Genomic DNA, 21,069 nt, shown 5'->3' on the forward strand with positions numbered 1-21,069 from the left:
CCATCACGTGTGCTATTTCGCGGGATCGAGCAATTCCCGGAGCTTCTGCGCCAATTCAGTGGGGAGGAAGGGCTTCTGAATGAAGCCGGTGCCCGGTTCCGCGAGAAACGTCGGTAACACGCTCCCCTCGGCATATCCCGACATAAAGAGTACCCGTAACTCGGGCCATTGCCGACGCAGGTGCTCGGCCAAGGCCGGTCCTGTCATCTGCGGCATCACGACGTCCGTGAGCAGAATATGAATGGGGGTGCGGGCGGCGGCGACCAGACGGAGGGCTTCCTGTCCGCTTGAGGCTTCCAGCAGGGTGTAGCCGTAATCGGACAGGGCCTGGGTGAGCAGCAACCGGACGGCATGCTGATCTTCGACCAGCAGGATGGTCTCCCGCCCGCAGTGCGGACGGGATGGGAGTGTCGGCGTGGCCGCAAGCGGCGGCGCCTCCACCAGTGGAAAGTAGAGTTCGAAGGTTGACCCTTCACCGGGTGTGCTGTCGGCAAAAATGAACCCCTGGCTCTGCTTGACGATGCCATACACCGTGGCCAATCCCAGTCCCGTTCCTTTGCCTTCTTCTTTGGTGGTGAAGAAGGGTTCGAAAATATGGGACAGGGTCGTGCGGTCCATGCCCTGGCCGGAGTCGCGGATCGACAGGTGCGCATAGGCTCCAGGGAGTAATGCGGGATGAGGCACGGGGCTGTCGGGTGTAATCAGCAGGGCCTGCGTCGCCATCGTGAGTGTGCCGCCTGTAGGCATGGCATCCTTGGCGTTCACGGCCAGATTCAGTACCACTTGATCGATCTGTCCTCTGTCTGCGCGAATGGTACAGGGCCGCGAGTCAAGATTTCTGATCAGGTTGATGTCTTCGCCGATCAACCGTTCGATCATGGAGCTGATCGACGAGAGCGCCTCGTTGAGGTCAAAGACCTGGAAGGTCAACACTTGGCGCCGGCTGAAGGCCAGGAGCTGCTTGGTCAAGGCCGCCGCACGCTGGCCGGCGGTCAGGATCTCGGTCAACGAGCGACGAAGCGGATCCTCGGCCCGCACCTGGTCCAACAAGAGCGTGGCGCACCCGTTGATGACGGTGAGCAGGTTGTTGAAATCGTGGGCCACGCCGCCGGCTAAGCGGCCGATCCCTTCCATCTTGTGGGCCTGCCGGAGCTGGTCTTCGAGTTGTTTGTGCTTCGTGATATCGACGAAGAATCCGATGGAGCCGACCGCCTGGCCTGCCGGACCCTGAAGCAGGCTCCCCCACATGTTCACATCCACCAGAGTTCCGTCCTTTTTCTGGCGGCGCAGTTCGAGATTGCGTGGTGCGGCGCCGCTCATCACTGCCGTCCACAAGTCTTCCGACACCTCCTCCTGGCCGGGAGGCACATACGGCAGCTCCTTGCCCAGCACTTCGTCCTTGGTCCAGCCGAAGAGGGCGGTGGCGGCGGCATTCCACGTGGTGACGAGGCCCGCTTGGTCCAATTCGATCATCGCCAGGGGGGACTCTTCGATGATGGTCTGAAGATGGGCGGTCGTCCGGCGCAACTCGCCGGTGCGTTCACGGACATGTTGCTCCAGCGCCTCTTGAGCCTGCCGGCGGTCCGACGCTTCCAGGGTCAGGGTCGCCATGGCGGCCAGGGAGGCGGCGAACGTTTGTTCCTCTGTGGTCCAGACTCTGCCCGGACCGATGTGTTCGAGGCATAACACGCCGACCACGCGACCATGCCGGCGGATCGGGGCGTCCAACATGGCCACGATGCCAAGCGGGGTAAGGTACGACGGAGTCAATTCCTTCGTGCGGGGATCGGTCTGCGCGTCATGGGCCGCGAGCGAGTAGGGTTCGGTTTCGAGCGCATGCAGGTAGGCGGGGTATTCACCGGTCGAGAGCGTCGTTCCCTGCAGATGGTGTTTGGGGGTGGCTTCGAACAGATCCTGAAGGATCAATGCGGACTGATTCTCGTCAAAAAGCCAGATGCCGGCTCGTTCGACGGCAAACGTGCTCACCGCATATTCGGTAATGACCGGGAAGGCTTGCTGCGGGTGTCCGCTGTGGATGGCCGGATCTTCCGCCAATTCATGCAGCACGGCTTGTTGTGTTTCTAATTTCCCCAAGCGCAGCCGTTCGGCTTCTTCGCGTTGTTTCCGGTCCGTGATGTCTTCCGATATCCCCAAGAGATAGCGCGGCATGCCGGCCTGGTCGTAGAGGGGAAGCTTCTTGGTGTGGAGCCACCGGAGGCCATGATCCTTGGTCTGGATCGGTTCGGCCGGAATGTCCATCATCGTGCCGCCGGTCAGGACCTCGCGGTCTCTGGCGGTAAAGAATTCCGCCTGCTCGAGCGGGAAGAAATCGAAATCGTTCTTTCCCAGCAGCGCCTCTCGCGGCAGGCCGATCAGGTCTTCGCCCGCTTTATTGAACTGGACGAAGCGCAATTCTTGAGCGTCTTTTAAAAAGACCATGTGGGGAATGTGCTCGACGATGGACTCCAGGAGTTGGCGCGTCTGGGTCAGGGCATCTTCGATGCCTTTCTGTTCGGTCACGTTTTCGCACACGATGATGATATCGAACTGTCCGTCGGAGTTACGCACGGCCCGGGCGGCTTCTCGCACCCAGAGCAGGCTCCCGTCCTTGCGCATCTTCCGGAAATTCCAGCGGAGGACTTCTCCCGGCCGGCGGAGACAGTCGGCAAAATGCTTCTCCATACTGCCGTGGTCATCCGGGTGAACAATTCCCGCCACTGGTTGACCGATCAGCTCGTCGGCCTCGTAGCCCAATTCGGCGGCGGTGGTGGTATTGACCGTCAGCAATGTGCCCCGGGCGTCGACGGTCAGCAGCATTTCAGGGCTGCTCTCGAACAGCGCGCGGTATCGCTCCTGGCTGACGCGTAACGCTTCTTCGGTCTGTTTCCGAACGGAAATATCGCGTACCACGGCCTGGAACCCGATGACCTCCTGGTCGCGTTGCAGTAGCTGCACATTCTGTCCGACCCACAGGGTCTGTTGCGTGTGGGTGATCAGGGGGAATTCACAATAGGTGCTGGCCGTCTTCCGGAGAAATTGCCGGAGATAGAAACGTTCGGTCGGGCGGCGGTAATCGGGATGAACGAAATCCAGCGCACGATGGCCGAGCATCTCCGTCTCGTGATACCCCAGGAGCCGGATGACCGCGGGGTTGATGAACGTGAAACGGCCGCTCCGGTCTGTCCGATAGATGATGTCCTGGGCATACTCCATGATGAAGCGATGGTGTTCGGTCTTGACGGTGAGGAGCAGTTCCATCTGCTCCCCTTCCTGCAGTTGCCCGGTGAGTTGATCCACCAGTTGGGCGTTGTGATATTTCAGCCGGAGGGTTTCCAGGACGGTGTTGGACGTTCGATACGCCGTGTAGACCATGAGCAGCGAGAAAAGCATGGTGCAGATCGCCATCGGCAGGGCTTGCTCATGGTCGAGAGCGAAGAGTCGCAGGATGAGTGGCGTCAACATCGGAAGAGAGAAAGACAGAAAGGCGTCGAAGCGGGCGGCTAGGGTGGAAGCGGCGCCGGCTGTAATGCCTGCGAGCACAAAGGCCAGAAAGACCTGGTGGGCCGGTGAGGATTCCGGAAACAGCAACAGGGCTGAGGCGCCCCAGCCGAGACCCGCGAGTGTCGTGCCGACCAGAAACGCCCGGTCCCAGCGTTCGATGTTGACGAGCCCCGGCCTGTTGGCCGTGAACGATCGGGCGAGCCCGTATCGGCCTGCCGCGAGGATCAGATGGTACATCAGCCAGACGAGCAGCCGGTCGTGCGGGACGACATGCCAATTGACCGCGATCAGGGCGAGTGCGCAGCCGAGTCCGGCCACCAGCGCGGCCGGCATCGCCTCATAAAGGAGCGTCACCCGTTGCAAGGCGATGCTGCTGTCCCGGGCTAAATCTATGGGTTTGAATAATGGAGAGGTCGACGGAGGCTTTCTGTCGGGGAACGACTGCGAGGAGGACATCCGGGTCACTCCCGTCTGCTGCATGGACGAATGCGGCGATCGTGCATTATACGGTGCAGTCTACAAAATTGCCGATAGGGATACAATTTTCCTGTTTCATGTCGTCGCTGCTTCGGCTGGTTCTGAACGCGGTGCCAGGCCAAGGTCGTGAGGAGGGGTCAGGTGTCGAGGCTGGAAGGCAGGGATGATTGTCCGTTGACGCGGGCGGTGCCGCGATACATTTCCCCGCCGATTCTTGGGACGCCGGGGAGACAGTAGCGATCAAGCTGTTCCAGCCGCAGGCCTGCGTCGAGTATCAGTCGATCGATGCGGCGATTGAGATTGCAGCCGCAGGCCAGGACGTGTTGCAGCGGGTTGAGTCGGTCCTGCCACCGGGCGATGAGGGGATCGTCGCTGCGGCCATGCTCCAGGAATAGGAAGTGGCCGTCCGGCTTCAGCACCCGGCGAATGTCGCGTAGCGCCCTCGCCGGATCCGGAATGGTGCAGAGGGTGAAGGTGCTGACGGCGTAGTCGAAGCTGGCAGCGTCATAGGGCAATCGTTCGGCACTGACATGCTGAATGTGAACGGGGAACGAAGCCTGTGCCACCCGCACGGCGACTCGATCCGGCAAGAGTGGGGCGGGATCGACGGTGTGCAGAGCGGTCACGGTCGGGGGGTAGTGCGGCAGGTTCAATCCGGTTCCGAACCCGATTTCCAGGACGAGTCCATGTACCGGAGTCAGCAGGAGCCGGCGTTCGGTCTGAAACCGTTCGCCCCGGAGCACCCAGTCCATGAGTCGCGGAAAGATGTAGGTAGCGTACATCGGCGTTGGCAAAAGTCTGTGAGGTCGTGCGCGGTCGATATTCGGCGACCGGTTGTTCCGGCATTTGAACAGGACTCGATTCCGGGATCAAGAAATAGGGGGACTCTTCACGGTCGAATCGGTCCCTGTTTGTCCCCTCTCGTCCTTGTCGCTCCGTGCGGCGTGTGCTAGAGTCGTCCGTTCTTTCATCGAACACGAACGATTGCCCCGCATATGACGATACCACAATGAGCAAGACATACGATCATCAGGCCCTCGAATCGAAGTGGCAGACCTATTGGGAGACGCATCGCCCGTTTCGGGCGCTGGACGATCAGTCGAAGCCCAAATTCTATTGCCTCGACATGTTTCCTTACCCGTCGGGGTCGGGTCTGCACGTCGGGCACTTGGAAGGGTATACCGCCACGGATATCGTATCCCGCTATAAGCGGATGCGCGGCTTCAACGTGTTGCACCCCATGGGGTGGGATGCGTTCGGATTGCCCGCGGAACAGTATGCCGTGAAAACCGGTGTGCATCCTGCCATCACCACGGCGCAGAACATTGCGACCTTTAAACGGCAAATGAAGCGAGTCGGGCTTTCCTACGATTGGGAACGCGAGCTCAGCACGACCGACCAGGACTACTATCGTTGGACCCAGTGGATCTTTTTGAAGCTGTTCGAACGGGGTCTTGCCTACGTGGCCGAGGTGCCGGTGAACTGGTGTCCTGCCTTGGGAACTGTGCTGGCCAATGAAGAAATCGTGGACGGCAAAAGCGAGGTCGGCGGGTTCGACGTCATTCGCAAGCCGATGCGGCAGTGGGTCTTGAAGATCACCGCCTATGCGGAGCGATTGCTGGAGGACCTGACCCTGGTCGAATGGCCGACCAGCACGCTCGAGATGCAGAAGAATTGGATCGGCCGGTCGATCGGCGCGGAAGTCGATTTTCCCTTGGCCGACAGGACGGGCAATCTGCGCGTGTTTACGACCCGCCCCGACACGCTCTTCGGTGCGACCTATATGGTTTTGGCGCCGGAACATCCGCTCGTCGACGTGGTGACGACGCCGGAGCAGCGTGAGCAGGTGACGGCCTACTGCGAGGCGGCGTCCCGCAAGAGCGATCTGCAGCGTCAGGAGCTGGATAAGGCCAAGACCGGTGTGTTCACCGGCGGGTATGCCGTCAATCCCGTGAACCAGGAGCGGCTGCCGATCTGGATTGCCGACTATGTGCTGATGAGTTACGGCACCGGCGCGATTATGGCGGTGCCGGCGCATGACGAACGCGACTGGGCTTTTGCCACGCAATACCATCTGCCGATTCGGGAAGTCATTCACGGTGGGCAGGTCGACAAGGCGGCCTTCACCGACACGGACCGGGGACGTGTCATCAACTCGACCACGCCGGATGGATCCTGCTCTCTCGATGGATTATTGCCCAGCGAGGCGATTCCAACAATGACTGCCTGGCTCGAAACCAAGGGCAGGGGCAAGAAGACGATCAATTACAAGCTCCGTGACTGGCTCTTCGCCCGGCAGCGGTATTGGGGCGAGCCCTTTCCGATTGTGTGGGTCGACGGCGAGCCACGTCCCTTGCCTGAGGAGCAATTGCCGCTCCCCTTGCCTGAAACCAAGAATTTCAAACCGTCCGGCAGCGGCGAAAGCCCCTTGGCGAATCTCCACGACTGGCTGGAGACGACGGATCCTGTCACCGGCAAACCGGCGCGACGGGAGACGAATACCATGCCGCAGTGGGCCGGGTCCTGCTGGTATTACTTGCGGTTCATCGATCCGAAGAATGCCATGCAGATGGTCGATCCGGCGAAGGAGCGCTATTGGATGCCGGTGGACCTCTACATCGGGGGCAGCGAACATGCGGTGCTGCATCTGTTGTATAGCCGGTTCTGGCACAAGGTCTTGTTCGACGCCGGGGTGGTCAGCACGCCGGAACCGTTCAAGAAGCTCGTGCACCAGGGCATTGTGTTGGGCGAAGACAATCAGAAGATGTCCAAGTCGCGCGGCAATGTGGTGAACCCGGACGAGATGATCGACCAGTTCGGGGCCGACGCGGTGCGGCTCTATGAAATGTTCATGGGTCCGCTCGAATCGATGAAGCCCTGGAGTACCCGCGGTGTGGAGGGGATCACGCGCTTTCTCGATCGGGTCTGGCGGCTGATGATCGGCGACGAGGGCGCATTGAGTCCCGCGGTCACGGATACCGAGCCGACGCCTGAACAGCTGCGGCTGCTCCATTACACCATCAAGAAAGTCACCGACGATATCGACGCCTTACGCTTCAATACGGCGATCTCGCAGATGATGGTATTCACGAACGAGATGACGAAACTGGAGCAGCGGCCGCGCCGCCTGCTGGAACCGTTTGTGTTGTTGCTCTTGCCGTTTGCGCCGCATCTGAGCGAGGAGTTGTGGGAACGTCTCGGTCAGCAACCGAGCGCCGGTCAGCAGCCATGGCCGCAGTTCGATCCCGCGTTGGTGGTCAGCGACCGGCTGACGATCCCGATTCAGGTGAACGGAAAGCTCCGGGGAAAACTCGAGGTCGATGCCGGGGCTTCACGCGGGCAGGTGGAACCTCTAGCGAAAAAAGAAGTGGCTGAATGGCTGCAGGGGAAAGAGCCGAAGAAGGTCATTTACGTCGAAAAGAAACTGATCAACTTCGTGGTGTGATGCCGTGGGCCAGGGTGAACGTCACAGGAACAACGCAGCACGTGTCGGCCCGGAGGTTCCTGGTCGCGTGGTGTGGCTGATTATGTTCTTTGCGCTGAGTGTCTCGCTCCCCGGCTGTGGCTATCAGTTTCGTGTGCAGGGCGCCGGTCCCACGGTCGGCGGCGCGCCGGAGACGGCGACGAAGCGGCCGCAGGCGCCACGCCTGGCCATCCTTCCTATTGCCAACAGTACCTACGAGGCGAATTTCGAGGTCAAGCTCGCCAATTACCTGCGTCGGGAGTTCTCGGCTGGGGCTGGGGCGGAAATCGTGGGCCCTTCGGCCGGGGCCGATCTCTATCTGTCCGGACAGATCATGCAGATCACGTTGCCGACCTTGAGTTTCGACCAGACCACAACATTTGAGAGCCGGGTGGAAATGCTCGTGAGCGTGAGGATCGAAGAGGCCAAAACGAAAAAGGTCGTCTGGTACCAGGTCGCGAAGGGAACCTCTGAGTTTTTTCTGACCCAGGATCTGCAATTCAATCGGGTGCTGCAAAATCGGGCGTTGGAGCAAGCCGGCCGGTTCGTCGCGGAAGATCTGGCCTCCCGATTCCTGCTCTTTCTGGATACGGGCGAGTTGGACAAGGCGTTGAAGCGACCGGTGAAAGTCGAGGCTGTTCCGTACGGTGGGGTACAGCCCGGTGTGCCTCGATAACCAATGGAAAGTTTCTGCGGATGAGCGCTTCAGTGATGAGTCTGGAACTGCCTCAATCCTTCGCGCGTAGCGGGGTGATGCCGCTGTATGCCGTGGTCGGCGAAGAAGACTATCTCCGGGACCAGTCTGTGGCCGCATTGCGGGCCGCAGCCTTGGGACCGGCGGCGGATACCGGATTCAATTACGATATTTTCCACGGAGACGACTGCTCGGTTGAGGATGTGCTGGCCTGCGCGTCGGAGATTCCCGTATTCGCCGAACGCCGCGTGGTGGTCTATAAGTCGGTGGAAAAACTCCCGGCCCGAGAAGGGGAAAAACTCCTCTCCTATTTCTCCGCTCCGAATGACACCACGACGTTGATCGTGGTGGCCGTCAAGCTGGATGGACGGATGAAATGGACCCAAGCCTTGACGAAAGGCGCGGTGACGGTCAATTGTGCCCCTCTGCGCGAGGCGCAGCTGTCGGCGTGGATTCGCCAGGAAGCGGCGGCGCTGGGTGTGCGCATCCACGAAGAGGCGACGCAGCTGCTCAAGGAAGCGGGGAGTGAGTCCCTCTATGCGGTGAAGCGGGAGCTAGAGAAGCTCGCCGCCTATGTGCCGCCTGACCGTACCGTGCAATCGGCGGATGTCGAGGCGTTGAGAGGGACGGAGTCCGGTGCATCCGTCTTCGATCTCATGAACGCCATCGGGGCGCACGATCATGGGCGGGCATTACGGATCCTTGCGCGAAATCTTGAGAATGGAGAGGCTCCGCTCCGGATTCTCGGTGCCTTGATCTGGCAATACCGACGGTTGTGGAAAATGAAGGAGCAGCTCAAATCCGGCGGTCGGGAAGGGGAGGCGGCCAGGACGTTACGGATGGATCCATCCCGGGTACGCGGGTTTCTAGCGCAATTCGCAGACGCGCAATTGACGCAGACGTTTCACTGGTTTCTGGAAACTGACTCGAAGCTCAAAGGCGGGAGTGGAAGTGCCCCTGTTCGCGTGATGGAAGACCTCTTGTTCCGACTCTGTGGCCAGCCGTCGAAATCAGCATCATCCGGAGCGCGGGTGCAACCAGCACCACCGGTCCCGCGCCCGACGGGTTCGAGACCGGTGTCGAATGTCAGAACCGTTACGCGGAAGCGGTGAGCGCGTTCACACGCACAGTCAGCCGGGACACGCGGCGCGAGGCCGTATTCGGCTTCAAGACCCCTTTAGTGACCGCTTTGCCAAGAGCTGACGTGGCTTCCCGCAGGGTGGCCTTGGCTTCATCCGGTTTCTTGGCCGCGATCGCATCCTGAACCTTGCGGAGGATACTACGGACCGAGCTGATAGTGGCGCGGTTACGCAAACGGCGCTTCTCAGATTGACGGGCACGGCGAATCGTGGATTTGTGGACAACAGGCATACGGATTCTCCTACGTTCAAAGCTTGAGCTTGTAACATAGGATGAGAAGAGAGGTCAAGGATACTGAAAGGAGTCAGCCGGGCCACGAGGCAACCTCGAGGGCAACGGCGTACACATGATGACACGGATTGATGCACGAGATCGGTTGATTGTCGCGCTGGATGTCCCTTCCGCGGCGGAAGCGGATGCGCTGGTGGCTCGCTTGGGAGACCAGGTGCGATTTGTGAAAGTCGGCCTGGAGTTGTACACGGTGGCGGGGCCGGACATCGTCCGGAAGCTGGTGGACCGCGGGAAGCGGGTGTTCCTTGATCTCAAGTTCCTCGATATTGAAGAAACCGTCCGGCGTGCGACGGCCCGGGTCGCCGCGATGGGTGCCACCTTTCTGACCGTCCATGCGAATCGAAAAGCGTTGATGGCGGCGGTGCAGGGACGGGGATCGTCCGATCTCAAACTGCTGGCGGTGACGGTGCTGACCAATTTCGACGGGGAAGATTTGCGGGAGATGGGCATTCAGCGAAGTGTTCAGGATTTGGTGACGGCGCGGGCCATGCTCGCGGCCGAAGTGGGCTGCGACGGCGTGGTGGCGTCGGGAGAGGAGCCGCAGGCGATTCGTGCCAAGGTGGGACCGAATCTGGTTATCGTGACCCCCGGGGTCAGGCCGGCGGGAAAAGGCACGGATGATCATGCGCGAGTGACGACGCCGACCCAGACCATTGCCGCCGGCGCCGACTATTTGGTGATCGGTCGCCCGATTCGCGATGCCCAGGATCCTCCTGCCGCCACGGCGGCCATCCTGGAGGAAATGCAAGCAGCCTTCGATCGCCGGGGACATTGACGGTCAGGTCCCAAGTCGATTCCGTGCATATGATCGGGAATACGGAATGCGTCGCGACTTCGCCCGGCCATTCTACGCAGCAAACGCTGAGTCAGGGTGAGGTCTCGGGGCGGTTGCGACTGTTCTTCTGGGTTTGTTAAGATGCGCGTTCCTCGTTGACCTTGTGTGGTGGGTGTAGCTCAGCTGGTTAGAGCGCCGGATTGTGGATCCGGAGGTCGCGGGTTCGAAACCCGTCACTCACCCCAATGGCTGCGGATACGGATCACTTGAGCGGGTAGCCAAATGACCGGTGGCAACAAACAGGTCGCTCCATTGGCCCCGCGCTCCTCGCCGGCTACGGTCGCCACTACTTTTCACTTGCGGTCGTTTCGTCGTTTCCCCGTTCAGTGTTCGGTGTATTACTCCAGCGATGCGCTCCAGGGATCCGGCGTCGCCTGGAACCTCTCCCTCAATGGGTGGCGTATCGACGGGACGCATCCGGTCGAGCCCGGTACGGTCGTGACTCTCTGCGTGTTTCTTCCCGACCAGCATCCGACCGTGTTTATAGACCGCGCGGTCGTGCGGTGGTCGCGTGGGCAGGAATTCGGAATTGAGGTGAATGAGATCAAGGCCGATGAGCATGCTCGCCTTGAACAGTTCGTCACAGCTTTAGTCTGACCGCTGCCCTTCTCCATTTTTTCTTCCCGATCGGTGAATCCCGAAACGGGACTGCCTGCCCTGACGAGAAACTGAATATGCTTGGCCATCCCCAGCGAGTTGAGTAGACTGGGTCCTAGCGAAACTGAGGCGGCGTAGAGCCCTCTCCCTTGCCGGAAATCATGGCTAAGTCACAGACATCTCGATCCCATTCCCGTGTGCCCGTCAGCTGCTTTCTCTATTATCTTGGGGAGGGCCTGGTTGGAACCGGCAAGGTCTGCGATCTTTCGGTCAAGGGTTGGCGGATCGACGGGGATAAGCCGGTCACGGTCGGTATGAAACTCACGTTGCGCGTCTTCTTGCCGGACCAGCCGAAAGCGATTGATGTGGATGGGGTGACGGTGCAGTGGGTGCAAGACCGTGTTTTTGGGCTTGAAACCGTCCGGATGAGCGCCACCGCCCAAGCACGCATTCACAAATTTGTGGAGTCAGTGCTCAAGGAGTCGGGATCTTCGCGAGTTGCCTGATCCTTTGATCCTTCATCGGTTAGTCGTTCGGCTCTCCGCCCTACTCTGAGTCCGGTTTGCGGCAAGCCGCTCTCGTTTCCTTGCCCTCTTCCTTCCGTTTCGCCGGCGATACCACGAATTTCCCTGAACAGGATAAGGAGCCTTGTTCGGAGCGCCCCACCTTTCGGGGACTATCAGGCTATTCGTTGTTTTTCATATTCTGCCGAGGCGTTTGCTTGGAGGAATGGATGGAACAACAGAATCGCCCGCGTTTTATCGTCGAGTGTACCGGATCCCGTTCCGAAGACGGTTTGTTAGTGTGGAACGGCCGGATGCTCGATCTCTCGATTCCGGGATGGTCACGGACCGGCCTCAAAGGTTTACAAGCGGGAGACTTACTCCAATTGCATTTGCATATTCCGGGGCAGCCCAGGCCCCTCTCGGTGAGGCTGGCGACGATCCGTTGGGCCAGCGAGTCGAAGCTGGGGGTCGATCCCATTCTTATGGATGCCGATGACCAACTTCGTTTAAACGACTTCGTCAGTGCCCACGACACGTCTCTTCCGTTCAGTACGGATCGGAAAGAACAGATCGTGATTTCCGACGCTGGATAGCCACCTCGAATTATCTTCCGCTTGGCCTCGTTCTTCTTCCTCACCTGCCGGCCTGTAGTTCTGCGTACATACGCCTTGCGTCATCGAGGTCTGCTGCCTATCGAGCCGCTGTGTTGTTGGGATGTGTCAGCGAGATGCGGAAGGCGTTCGAGCGGCGTGGCGGTAGGATTGCTTGACATCATCGGGCAAGATGGTGTCTCTTAGCAAAGAGACATTGTCACACACACCAGCCTTTCGCCGGTCCGGTTCGGTCATGTCATAGATGGTTTGCCAGGGCGGAGGCGTGCGAGATTTGACGTATGACGCCTGGCCCCCAACTTCCCGATGCGACCCATACCACCCCGCTGACGCCTGAAACGGAGGCGCAGGTCGATCAATTCGCCCATACGGATATTTTGGTCGGTATTCCCAGCTTCAACAATGTCGAAACCATCGGGCATGTCGTCAAGGCGGTGAGCGCCGGCCTGGCCAAGTACTTTCCTGAAGCCCGCGCCGTCCTGGTGAATTCGGACGGCGGCTCGACCGACGGGACGCAGCAAGTGGTCTCGCAGGCCGTCGTCGATCTCAAGACCCTCTTCATCGGCGATCAGCAGAGCTCGCTCCACAAGATCATCACGCCGTATCACGGCATTCCGGGTAAAGGGAGCGCCTTTCGCACGATTTTTGAAATTGCGCGTCGCTTGAAAGCCAAGGCCTGTGCCGTCGTGGACTCGGATCTGCGGAGCATCACCCCGGAATGGATTGAGTTGCTGGTGAGTCCGGTATTCGAGCAGGGGTTCGACTACGTCGCGCCCTATTATCTGCGGCACAAGTATGACGGGACCATCACCAACAGCATTGTGTATCCGCTGACACGAACCCTCTATGGGCATCGTATCAGACAGCCCATCGGCGGCGATTTCGGTTTTTCCGGCCAGTTGGCCCAGCACTATCTCGACAAGCATGTGTGGGAATCGGAAGTGGCCAAGTTCGGCATCGACATCTGGATGACGACGGAAGCGATCGCCAGCGGAGCGCGCGTCTGTCAAAGTTTTCTGGGTGCGAAGATCCATAACCCCAAAGATCCGGCGGCGGACCTGTCGGCGATGCTGGTGCAGGTGCTCGGCGCCGTGTTCGCGTTGATGGAAGATCACTATGCGGTGTGGGGCAAGACGGATGGCTCCAATGCGGTACCGCTGTTCGGGTTTCAATACGAGGTCGGGGTTGAGCCGGTCAACGTCAACGTCGATCGGATGATCAGCACCTTCCGGCAGGGCCTGAGCGATCTGGGGACGATTTGGGATCAGATTCTCGCCCCCGGTACCAGGCAGAGTCTGCGGCCGTTGGGAACCTGTTCAGCGCAAGACTTTCGGATTGCCGACAATCTGTGGGCGCGGGTCGTGTATGACGCCGCCGTGGCCTATCGCAATCGTGTGTTGCCGCGCGACCACGTCTTGAAGGCCTTCACTCCCTTGTACCTGGGGCGAACCGCTTCGTTTGTGTTGGATACCCAGGGGCTCACATCGAGCGAGGCCGAAGGCCGCATCGAAGCCTTGTGCCAAGCGTTTGAAAAGGATAAGTCTTATCTGGTGGCGCGCTGGAATGAGCCACATGCAGGATAATGCGCGCGACTCGATCCATCTGAAGGCAGGCTGCAGTAGAGGCCGGAGGAGGGAAGTATGAAAGAATTTTTTGAGAAGGGGCTACTCGATCCCCTGGAGTTGATGGCGCGGCAGGTCCTTGCGGTGCTGCCGAGCCTCTTGGCGATGTCGATCATTTTCTTTGCGGGCCTGGTGGTCGCGTGGACCGCCAGTCAGGCGCTGGAGCGGTTGCTGCGGGTGGTTGGTCTGGATCGATTGTTCGATCGACTGGGAGTGACGGGCGCATTGTTGCGCGGCGGAGTGAAGACGGACCCGTCCCGGCTGGTAGGGCAGGCGGCCTATTGGCTGGTCATGATTTTCGCCACCGTCGCCGCCCTGGGCGCGCTCAATCTCCAGCCGATCAACGATTTTGCCAAGTCGTTCCTGGCGTATGTGCCGCATCTCGTGACGGCAGGTCTCATTCTCGTCGCCGGTTGGTTATTATCCAATTTTGTGTCCCAGGCGGTTCTGATTGCCGCGGTCAATGCGGGCCTGCCTCCGGCGCGACTGGTAGCGACCTGCTCGCGATGGGGGATTCAACTGTTGGCGGTCGCCATGGCGCTCGAGCAACTCGGGATCGCCCAGAATATCGTGGTGGTGGGATTCGGCATTACACTCGGTGGGCTCGTCATGGCCGGGGCGATCGCATTCGGGCTAGGCGCCAAGGATCTGGCGAAAGACTATCTTGAGCGCGGGCTTTCGATTCGCACGCGGGATGGGGCGCCCGATGATTTGCGCCATCTCTAAGGCAACCGCTGTTTCGACCAATAACACATCGATGAGAAGGATCTGGCGTGACCGATAAAATTTCAGACGTTGATGCTGAGGCCAAGGCGCGTCGCTGGCTGGGCGGCGAAGCGGCCGTGCCCCGTTACCCCCACCGGCGTCAGAGCCCGTTCGTGTTCAACCGCTCGCTTGTGGGCCTTGTGGCGTTTGCGGTCGGACTAGGGTTTGCCGGTGGACTTCTGGCAGGTCTCCAGTGTCGGCGTCGTCCTCCTGTCTCTGCGAAGGAGTCACCATGAATCGACCATTGCAGCGTTGGTGCCGGGTGGTTCGTGAGTGCCGATCCGCTGATCGTCAAAGAGTCGGCAACAGATCCATGAGGCTTCGGTTCCATCCCACAGGCCCCACCCCTTCAGCGCGGGTGAGCTGGGGACACTGCACGTCCGGATCGTAGGAACCGTCCGGCTTCCGGACGAGAATGGGGTAGGTCACTGCTTCCAGCATGGGAAGGTCGTTCAGACTATCTCCAATGCCCACGGTGATCAGGGCGCGTCCCTCCTGCTGTGTGCGCCGCTCGTACCAGGCAATGAGTCGCCGGCTCGCAACCCCTTTATCGTTCTCTCCCATCAAATGATGGAACCGCCCCCCTCGGGTCCAGCGCAAGCCGCGGGTTGCCGCCGCTGCCGACAAGCGGCTCCAGACCATCCCATTCGACTCCACCACAACCGGCTCATCGTATTCCCGTTGGGTGGCCAGTAGGGTCTCCGCAGGAGACAGCCCCGTGAGGGCTGACACCTCTTTGAGAGTGAGATCCCCGAACCCTCGCAAGTGACAGCCCAGATCCCGACCGATTTCTTTCAGCGCCGTCCTGAGCCGGACATAGGGGGTGCCGATTTCGACCACATCGTAGTCCCCGCGGGGTGCGGCCTGTCCCAAAGGAAATGGGAAATAGCCTTTGGGGATGAATAAGGCCCCGCCGTTTTCGACGATAAAGGGATGGTGATTGTCCAGGCGAAGTCGCAGTGGCTCCATTTCCGATCTGGTCTTGCTCGAAACCAGAATCAGGGACGCATCCAGGGCCCGAATAGCCGAGAGGGCCTCCCTGGCTGCCTCATAGGAATATGTGGTGGCGTCGAGGAGGGTTCCATCGAGGTCTGTAAGGATGAGGATGTGGGTCTTGGTCGATGGCATACTCGTTGATCACAGTATACGAACCCCCGGTGACGGATCAAAGATCATTCTCGAGCGGTCCCCACACCTGCCGACGGTGGCGAATTCCAGGCCCTGTGTCAGAACCGGCACAGGAGAATCCCTAATCAAGATCGTGTCCAGGAATGCCGAGAAGGATAGACACATAGCCGTGTCGGAGATCTGGGTGACCTTATCCGGGAGAACGGCACGCATTCCATGGGTATCACCGCATCATGGCTCAGAAGAGGACCATGTAGTGGCCAAGGCACTTCCCTTGCTTTCCCCCCGAATGGTGCAGTTGTTCAAGGCGGTGGACTGCCCGGTTGGGATGGTCACAGCCGACATTTTAGTTGTGAAGTCATGCGACGTGAGAAATGTCTGTAACTTTATAGGTTTATACAGTGCGATCTGATAAGAAATCTCCTCTGAAGTCAGACAAAAAAGTCCTTCCGAAGGTCCAGAAAAAGGGGAGCATCGGCTTCAACAAGAAGTCGGCGCTGCTCGAAGATGCCATTACACAAATGAACGCCGGCAAGTACGGCCGGGCGTCCTCCGCGTTAAAAGACCTGCTTGCGCTTGACCCGCTCAATGCGGAAGCCCGGCGCCTCTTCGCCACCCTCCATCTGCGGCTGGGCAGTCTCATGAGCGCCAGGACGGCGTTCGAATCGCTGGCTCGGGAAGCGATGGAGCGGCAGGACTACTGGTTGGCGGAGTCGCTCCTGCGGGAATATCTGACGGCGGGACCCCGCTATGTTCCGTTCCTGGAGATGCTCGGCCGTGTCTATGAGGAAAAGGGCGACGTGATGGCGGCGGTGGCTGAGTACGGCAAGGCGGTGGAGGTGTTGCTGGAGGATCCGGACACCGACCATCCGAACCGGGCCAGCGATCTCTTTGCCCGTATTCGTTCCCTGGCCCCGGGAAGTCCGGTGGCCTTTCGTTTCGCGGCCATGTTCGACACGGTTACGGGGCAGGTCCTGCAGGCTTCTCAGCCGTCCACGGTCGAGACGCTCAACGAGACCACTCAAGCTTCGGCACTCACCGAGACTCCCCCTGATACAGACTCTGCGGTGGTCATGCCTTGGGAGCAGGTGGAGACGGCCTCCAGTGATGTCCCATGTCAACAGGAGATCCAGAGCTCGGCGGTCGAGCAGTCCCCTGAGGGGATCGCTGCAGCCACCTCCTCTTCGACCCTGGAGGCGGTGATGGAAGGTCTGCCGCAGGGTAGGCCAGAGGAGTCACTGTCGGTCACGCCGCCGGTCGATGGGCCACAGGAGTCGGAGGTTCCACTTCAATCTGAGTCCTCCGTTTCAGCCGTCATCCCGGCGGTGGAGCCGGTGCAGGTTGCCGCTGAAAGTGATCTTCCTGTCAGAGATGTCGCGCCTGCTTCGACAGAGCCGGCCGAAATAGTGTCTGCACCGGTTGCTGAGGTGTCCCTTCCCACGATTGACGCCTCGGCGAAAACCGGTCCGGACTCGATCCCCACACCGTTGGCATCTTCTGCGCCGGTGCCCTGGGATCAGGTAGAAGAGGCCGCTGAGATCATTCCTCCGCAGCCTGAAGGAACGGCGGCGTCGCCGACGGACATTGCTCCTAGCCCTTCGGGAGAGACGACCCCCACACCATCAGTGGTCGAGTCGGCAGTCCCCACGATCGAGGTTCTCACGCAGTCCAGTGCGCACCCGATTGCCACCGCACCGGCGAGCCCCGCGCCGATGCCTTGGGACCAGATCGAAGAGGTTGCGGTCGTAATCCCCTCGCCGCCGCCGAGTCCGGAACCGTTCATGGTTGACCCCGAGTCATTGCCGCCCACGCAGAGCGAAGTGTCAACGCTGCCGTTGGACGGGGTGGCTCCAGTCCAACCTGTCGAACCTGGACCGCCGGCTGCTGCCGCTTCGATGCCGTCCGAAGAGATGGACCTCTGTACACCAGAGTCTGAGCCCATCACGCCGACGATCGAAGTGCTCACCCAGGCCAGTATCCACCCAATTGCCCAAGCGCCGACAAGTCCTGCGCCGATGCCCTGGGATCAGATCGAAGAAGCAACGGGTGCTGTGGAGGCGCGTACTAAGCCCCTGGTGGAGCCTGGAACAGATGAGGTTGAGCACACGATCGAGTCACCTGTTACCAACCAGGCGGGCGAGGGCAGTCGGGCCGCGGAGCCGGTTCCCTCGTCGCGTCCTTCGGAACTCACCTCATCGGGACTCTCATGGGAGGAAATTCTTGCGGCCGTGGCGGCCATGCAAGCGTCTCCTGCGCCCGCTCAGACGCCTTCGGCTGGTGAGCAACAGCCTGCTTCCGGTGCGGCGGCACAGGAGCGGACGGACGGCGCGCTCACGGCTCCACCGGCTCCCGCAGAGGAAGAGTCCCCCTTGTTCGAGGCGACGGTACCGGACATCTCGGCTGATCAGCCCGCGGCAACTCCATCCCTATCGGCACCCATGCCATGGGAACAGATTGAAGCGGACGATGTCACGATTCCGCGCCAGGAGCCTGAGCCGGAGTTTGGTTCGGCCTCTGCCGAGGATGCCGTGGTAGTGCAGGACGCCACGGTGGCCTTGCCTGTCGTGTCCGACGCGACTGAGGCACCGTTTGTCGGAGAGGCTTGTTCGGTTGAAGCCGTTGCTGATCGTCCTGTGGAGCCTGCCGCCACAGAGATTTCGGAGTTGCGGATTCTCTCCCCGGATGCTCCGATTGCGGTGCCTGAGGAATCTATTTGTATTCCAGTCGAGACTTCCAAGGCGGTCGAGGGACCGATTCCGGACGCCGTGCCTGAAGCTGAGCAACCGGCCGAATCCACGATCGATCGAGCGGAGGAGCCTCCGTTGCGCCTGGCCGACAGTGAGTCGGTTATCGCCACGGTGCCGGAGGAACCGTCACCTGTTCCGGTCGAACCGGTGACGGAGTTTGCTATTGCCGTGAGCACTGACGTCCCGCCGACGGAACCGGAGTTGGTCATCGTCGAAGAGCCTCAGGCACCGGTCGGCGAGGCGAGTGCGGAACTGCCTTCGGAACCAGTCCTGCCGGTGGAGCGGCCCGCGGAGAGTCTTGGCTTACAGCATGTCATGGTCGAGCCAGCGCCGGAGGCGGTTGCCGAGGACCTCGTTCCTGCTGCCGCGTCGTCGCTAGTCGACGGGCAGCCGGTTGCGGGAGTGGAGCCGGTTGCACCCGATGCTCCCTTGCCGGCGGTTGTTCCGGAGGTGACACCTCAATCAGAGCCGGAGATGGTGGTGACCGAGCAGGAGCCATCTTCTCAATTGGCGTTGGAGGTTCGTGACGTTGACACGGTTTCCATAAGCGTACCCACTGAGCCCCCGGTGGAGGCATCGCGTACCTCGGTCGCGTCGGCTCCTGAGACAGTCTCACTGACACCTGTTCCTCAGCCGATTGTTGGAGAAGCGGAAGAAGCTGTTTTGCCTCCGGTCGAACTAACGCAAGAGTCGGTCGTCGCTCCATCACCAGAACTTGTGGAGGCTCCTGCGGAGTCTGTGGCTTCTTCGGATGAGCAGGCGCCGACTCCAACGGCTCAGGCCGATTCTCCGACCGACACAGGTGAGGGGCTGCGGATTCTGTGGGATGACTCCTTGTCTAAGCCGATTCCGAGCGCCTCAACCGGAAACATGCTGACGCGCTGGCTCAAGAAGCCTGCAGAGCCTGTGCCGAATAAAGTTGCTGAGGCTAATCCCCCTGCGACCGTTCCCGATGAAGCACCGACTCCTGTTCCTGCTGTGTCTGTCGAGCAACAGGAGCCCGCCGTCGTTACGGTGGAGCGCCTGCCCGACGAACAGGAAGCTGTGGCGCCTATGCACGTGTACGAGCCCGTCGCTCGACCCAAGCCGAGTCAGCCTGCCGGAGCCGGCACGTGGACTCGAATGGGCGAGCTGGTGGCCTCACTGGTTGGAGCCGGAGTCTCGACGACCCAGTCCTTAGTCGTCATGGCTCTTGCGCTGGTCGGACTCACGCTTGTACTGATCGGCGGAGTGGTCGGGGCGGTCGCTCTGACGTGGCTCGTTCTGGAGGAGCAGCCCAGTGCGGCCTATCGCACGATGACGTCGGTGCCGCAACATACATTGCAGGATTCCAGCAAGAACGGATACGTCCTGCTCCTTGGATTCGGCGTTGCGGCGTCCCAGGATCCAGTACAGGCCGGGATAGACCGGCGTGTGGAAGGGGCCGATCATGCCTATGCCCACACCTGCTTGACCGGTGAGGGAGCATTGTCCGGCGCGGATCAGGGGGCTTCTGCGGAGTCGGTGGGTAAGTGGATGAAGACTGCCGATCCGGCGGCGCAGATGCGCGCGGAGGCGACGGATGTGAAGGGATGGGCATCCCGGGCCGAGGTCAGTCTGGGACGATACCGGCAGTGGCTGACAAAGCCCTTTGAAGATTGGGGATATGGACAATCAATGACCCCGAACTGCGGCCTCATTCTCTATGCTCATCAACTCTATATTGCCGAGGGGTTTGCGCAGGATGTTGAGGCCGGGGTTGCACGGCTTGAGACGGATTTGACGGCCTGGCGTACGGTCTTGGGGCAGGCCAGAACATTGCCGGTGAAAATGCTGGCCAGTGCCGCGATGAATGATGACGTCAGGGTCATGAGCGGACTCTTGCTCCGGCCTGAGCTTGACGACCGATTCGTCAGCCGATTGGCTAAACTCGCCCGGCCGCTTGAGCAGGCAGAGCAGTCGGTCCGATGGCCGATGCAGAGTCAGTTCGTGCTGGCCACCAAGACGCTGAACCAGGCGATGAACGAGGACCGGTCCGATGCTCGGCCGTTCTATGGCTCCATCGCGGCGGCGTTACCGCTCCCGAAGCAGCGCCGGTTCAATGCCTATGCGCAATATTATGAGGCCGCGGGCAAGGCTGCGGCAGAGGGGCGGTACATTGATTTGCCGAAACAGTCTCAGTTTGTGCACGCGCCTCCGTATGGGATCGGGGACATGGTGATGAATCCCATTGAAAGCCTCGTCGGGGTGGATACCCTTCCGACATGGGAGACCTATGCAGGTCGAGTGCTGGAAACGGATGCGCGCTTACGGCTGGCTTCCCTGCAGGCCTGGTTGCGCCGGACGCCACCGGAGCAAGACCTGCTCACCAGAATTGCCAAGGCGGGGCAAGGCGTGTACGACCCCTTCACCGGGTTCCCCATGCTGGTGAACATGAAGAAGGGTGTTCTCTATAGTGTCGGCCAGGACTTGAAGGACAATGAAGCACAGGACCGGTTCGACCTGGTGGCGCCGATTCCCTCGGTCGCATGGGCCGGTGGAAAGCGGCCTGCAGACGCGGATAAATCCAAGTAACCCGATCTCCTCAACCACATTCTGGTCTGCTGCCGACCCTCCCTCCCACCTTCCTTTTCAGCCCGGTCAACCGGAAGCATCCTAATGCGTTGTCCTCTCCTAGCACGCGGTCTAGGGGAGAGGGTGTGACTATCCAGAG

General features: G+C 60.5%; 15 protein-coding genes and 1 tRNA gene. 12 read left to right on the forward strand and 4 right to left on the reverse strand.

Features of this window, described 5'->3' with window-relative positions; all coding sequences use genetic code 11:
- Positions 1-12: 12 nt before the first annotated feature.
- Both H8K11_02965 and H8K11_02970 read right to left on the reverse strand, forming a co-directional pair.
- The gene (locus H8K11_02965) at positions 13-3,957 is read right to left on the reverse strand and encodes a PAS domain S-box protein (protein MCS6262693.1); all 3,945 of its coding nucleotides are present in this window, start codon (positions 3,955-3,957) and stop codon (positions 13-15) included.
- Positions 3,958-4,115: 158 nt separating this feature from the next.
- Positions 4,116-4,760, reverse strand: coding sequence for a class I SAM-dependent methyltransferase (locus H8K11_02970; GenBank protein ID MCS6262694.1), 645 nt, complete (start codon positions 4,758-4,760; stop codon positions 4,116-4,118).
- Between the two features lie 227 nt (positions 4,761-4,987).
- On the opposite strand from H8K11_02970, the gene H8K11_02975 reads away from it, so the two are divergent.
- The 3 genes from H8K11_02975 to holA all read left to right on the forward strand — a co-directional run bounded on the left by H8K11_02975 (position 4,988) and on the right by holA (position 9,247).
- Positions 4,988-7,423 (forward strand): leucine--tRNA ligase, encoded by a 2,436-nt coding sequence (locus H8K11_02975; protein ID MCS6262695.1) that lies wholly within the window; start codon positions 4,988-4,990, stop codon positions 7,421-7,423.
- A gap of 67 nt (positions 7,424-7,490) precedes the next feature.
- Complete coding sequence (locus H8K11_02980) at positions 7,491-8,117, forward strand: hypothetical protein (protein MCS6262696.1); 627 nt, start codon at positions 7,491-7,493, stop codon at positions 8,115-8,117.
- Positions 8,118-8,137: 20 nt separating this feature from the next.
- Positions 8,138-9,247 (forward strand): DNA polymerase III subunit delta, encoded by a 1,110-nt coding sequence (gene holA / locus H8K11_02985; GenBank protein MCS6262697.1) that lies wholly within the window; start codon positions 8,138-8,140, stop codon positions 9,245-9,247.
- Here the strand turns inward: holA and rpsT are convergent.
- Positions 9,231-9,506 carry a 30S ribosomal protein S20 gene (gene rpsT / locus H8K11_02990; GenBank protein ID MCS6262698.1) on the reverse strand — a complete coding sequence of 92 codons (276 nt, stop codon included), beginning with the start codon at positions 9,504-9,506 and terminating at the stop codon, positions 9,231-9,233. The two genes, holA and rpsT, sit on opposite strands and share 17 nt — an antisense overlap.
- 115 nt (positions 9,507-9,621) lie before the next feature.
- Here rpsT and pyrF point away from each other — a divergent pair, with 115 nt between their 5' ends.
- The 8 genes from pyrF to H8K11_03030 all read left to right on the forward strand — a co-directional run bounded on the left by pyrF (position 9,622) and on the right by H8K11_03030 (position 14,738).
- The gene (gene pyrF, locus H8K11_02995; protein ID MCS6262699.1) at positions 9,622-10,341 is read left to right on the forward strand and encodes an orotidine-5'-phosphate decarboxylase; all 720 of its coding nucleotides are present in this window, start codon (positions 9,622-9,624) and stop codon (positions 10,339-10,341) included.
- Between the two features lie 168 nt (positions 10,342-10,509).
- Positions 10,510-10,586, forward strand: a tRNA-His gene (locus H8K11_03000).
- Between the two features lie 37 nt (positions 10,587-10,623).
- Complete coding sequence (locus H8K11_03005) at positions 10,624-10,998, forward strand: PilZ domain-containing protein (GenBank protein ID MCS6262700.1); 375 nt, start codon at positions 10,624-10,626, stop codon at positions 10,996-10,998.
- 161 nt (positions 10,999-11,159) lie between these two features.
- Complete coding sequence (locus tag H8K11_03010; protein ID MCS6262701.1) at positions 11,160-11,504, forward strand: PilZ domain-containing protein; 345 nt, start codon at positions 11,160-11,162, stop codon at positions 11,502-11,504.
- Between the two features lie 227 nt (positions 11,505-11,731).
- Positions 11,732-12,097: a hypothetical protein gene (locus tag H8K11_03015; protein ID MCS6262702.1), complete on the forward strand. Its 366-nt coding sequence runs from the start codon at positions 11,732-11,734 to the stop codon at positions 12,095-12,097.
- 299 nt (positions 12,098-12,396) lie between these two features.
- Positions 12,397-13,698 (forward strand): glycosyltransferase, encoded by a 1,302-nt coding sequence (locus tag H8K11_03020; protein ID MCS6262703.1) that lies wholly within the window; start codon positions 12,397-12,399, stop codon positions 13,696-13,698.
- A 57-nt stretch (positions 13,699-13,755) separates the two neighbouring features.
- Entirely contained in the window at positions 13,756-14,463 is a 708-nt protein-coding gene (locus H8K11_03025) for a hypothetical protein (GenBank protein ID MCS6262704.1), read from the forward strand.
- A gap of 47 nt (positions 14,464-14,510) precedes the next feature.
- On the forward strand, positions 14,511-14,738 hold the full coding sequence (locus tag H8K11_03030; GenBank protein ID MCS6262705.1) for a hypothetical protein: 228 nt from the start codon (positions 14,511-14,513) through the stop codon (positions 14,736-14,738).
- A 55-nt stretch (positions 14,739-14,793) separates the two neighbouring features.
- Here the strand turns inward: H8K11_03030 and H8K11_03035 are convergent, their stop codons facing one another.
- Positions 14,794-15,630 carry an HAD-IIB family hydrolase gene (locus H8K11_03035; protein MCS6262706.1) on the reverse strand — a complete coding sequence of 279 codons (837 nt, stop codon included), beginning with the start codon at positions 15,628-15,630 and terminating at the stop codon, positions 14,794-14,796.
- A gap of 401 nt (positions 15,631-16,031) precedes the next feature.
- Between H8K11_03035 and H8K11_03040 the strand changes: the two genes are divergently transcribed.
- Entirely contained in the window at positions 16,032-20,930 is a 4,899-nt protein-coding gene (locus H8K11_03040; protein ID MCS6262707.1) for a hypothetical protein, read from the forward strand.
- The last annotated feature ends 139 nt before the right edge of the window (positions 20,931-21,069 follow it).

The sequence above is a fragment of the Nitrospira sp. genome, assembly GCA_024998565.1.
GTDB lineage: Bacteria > Nitrospirota > Nitrospiria > Nitrospirales > Nitrospiraceae > Nitrospira_A.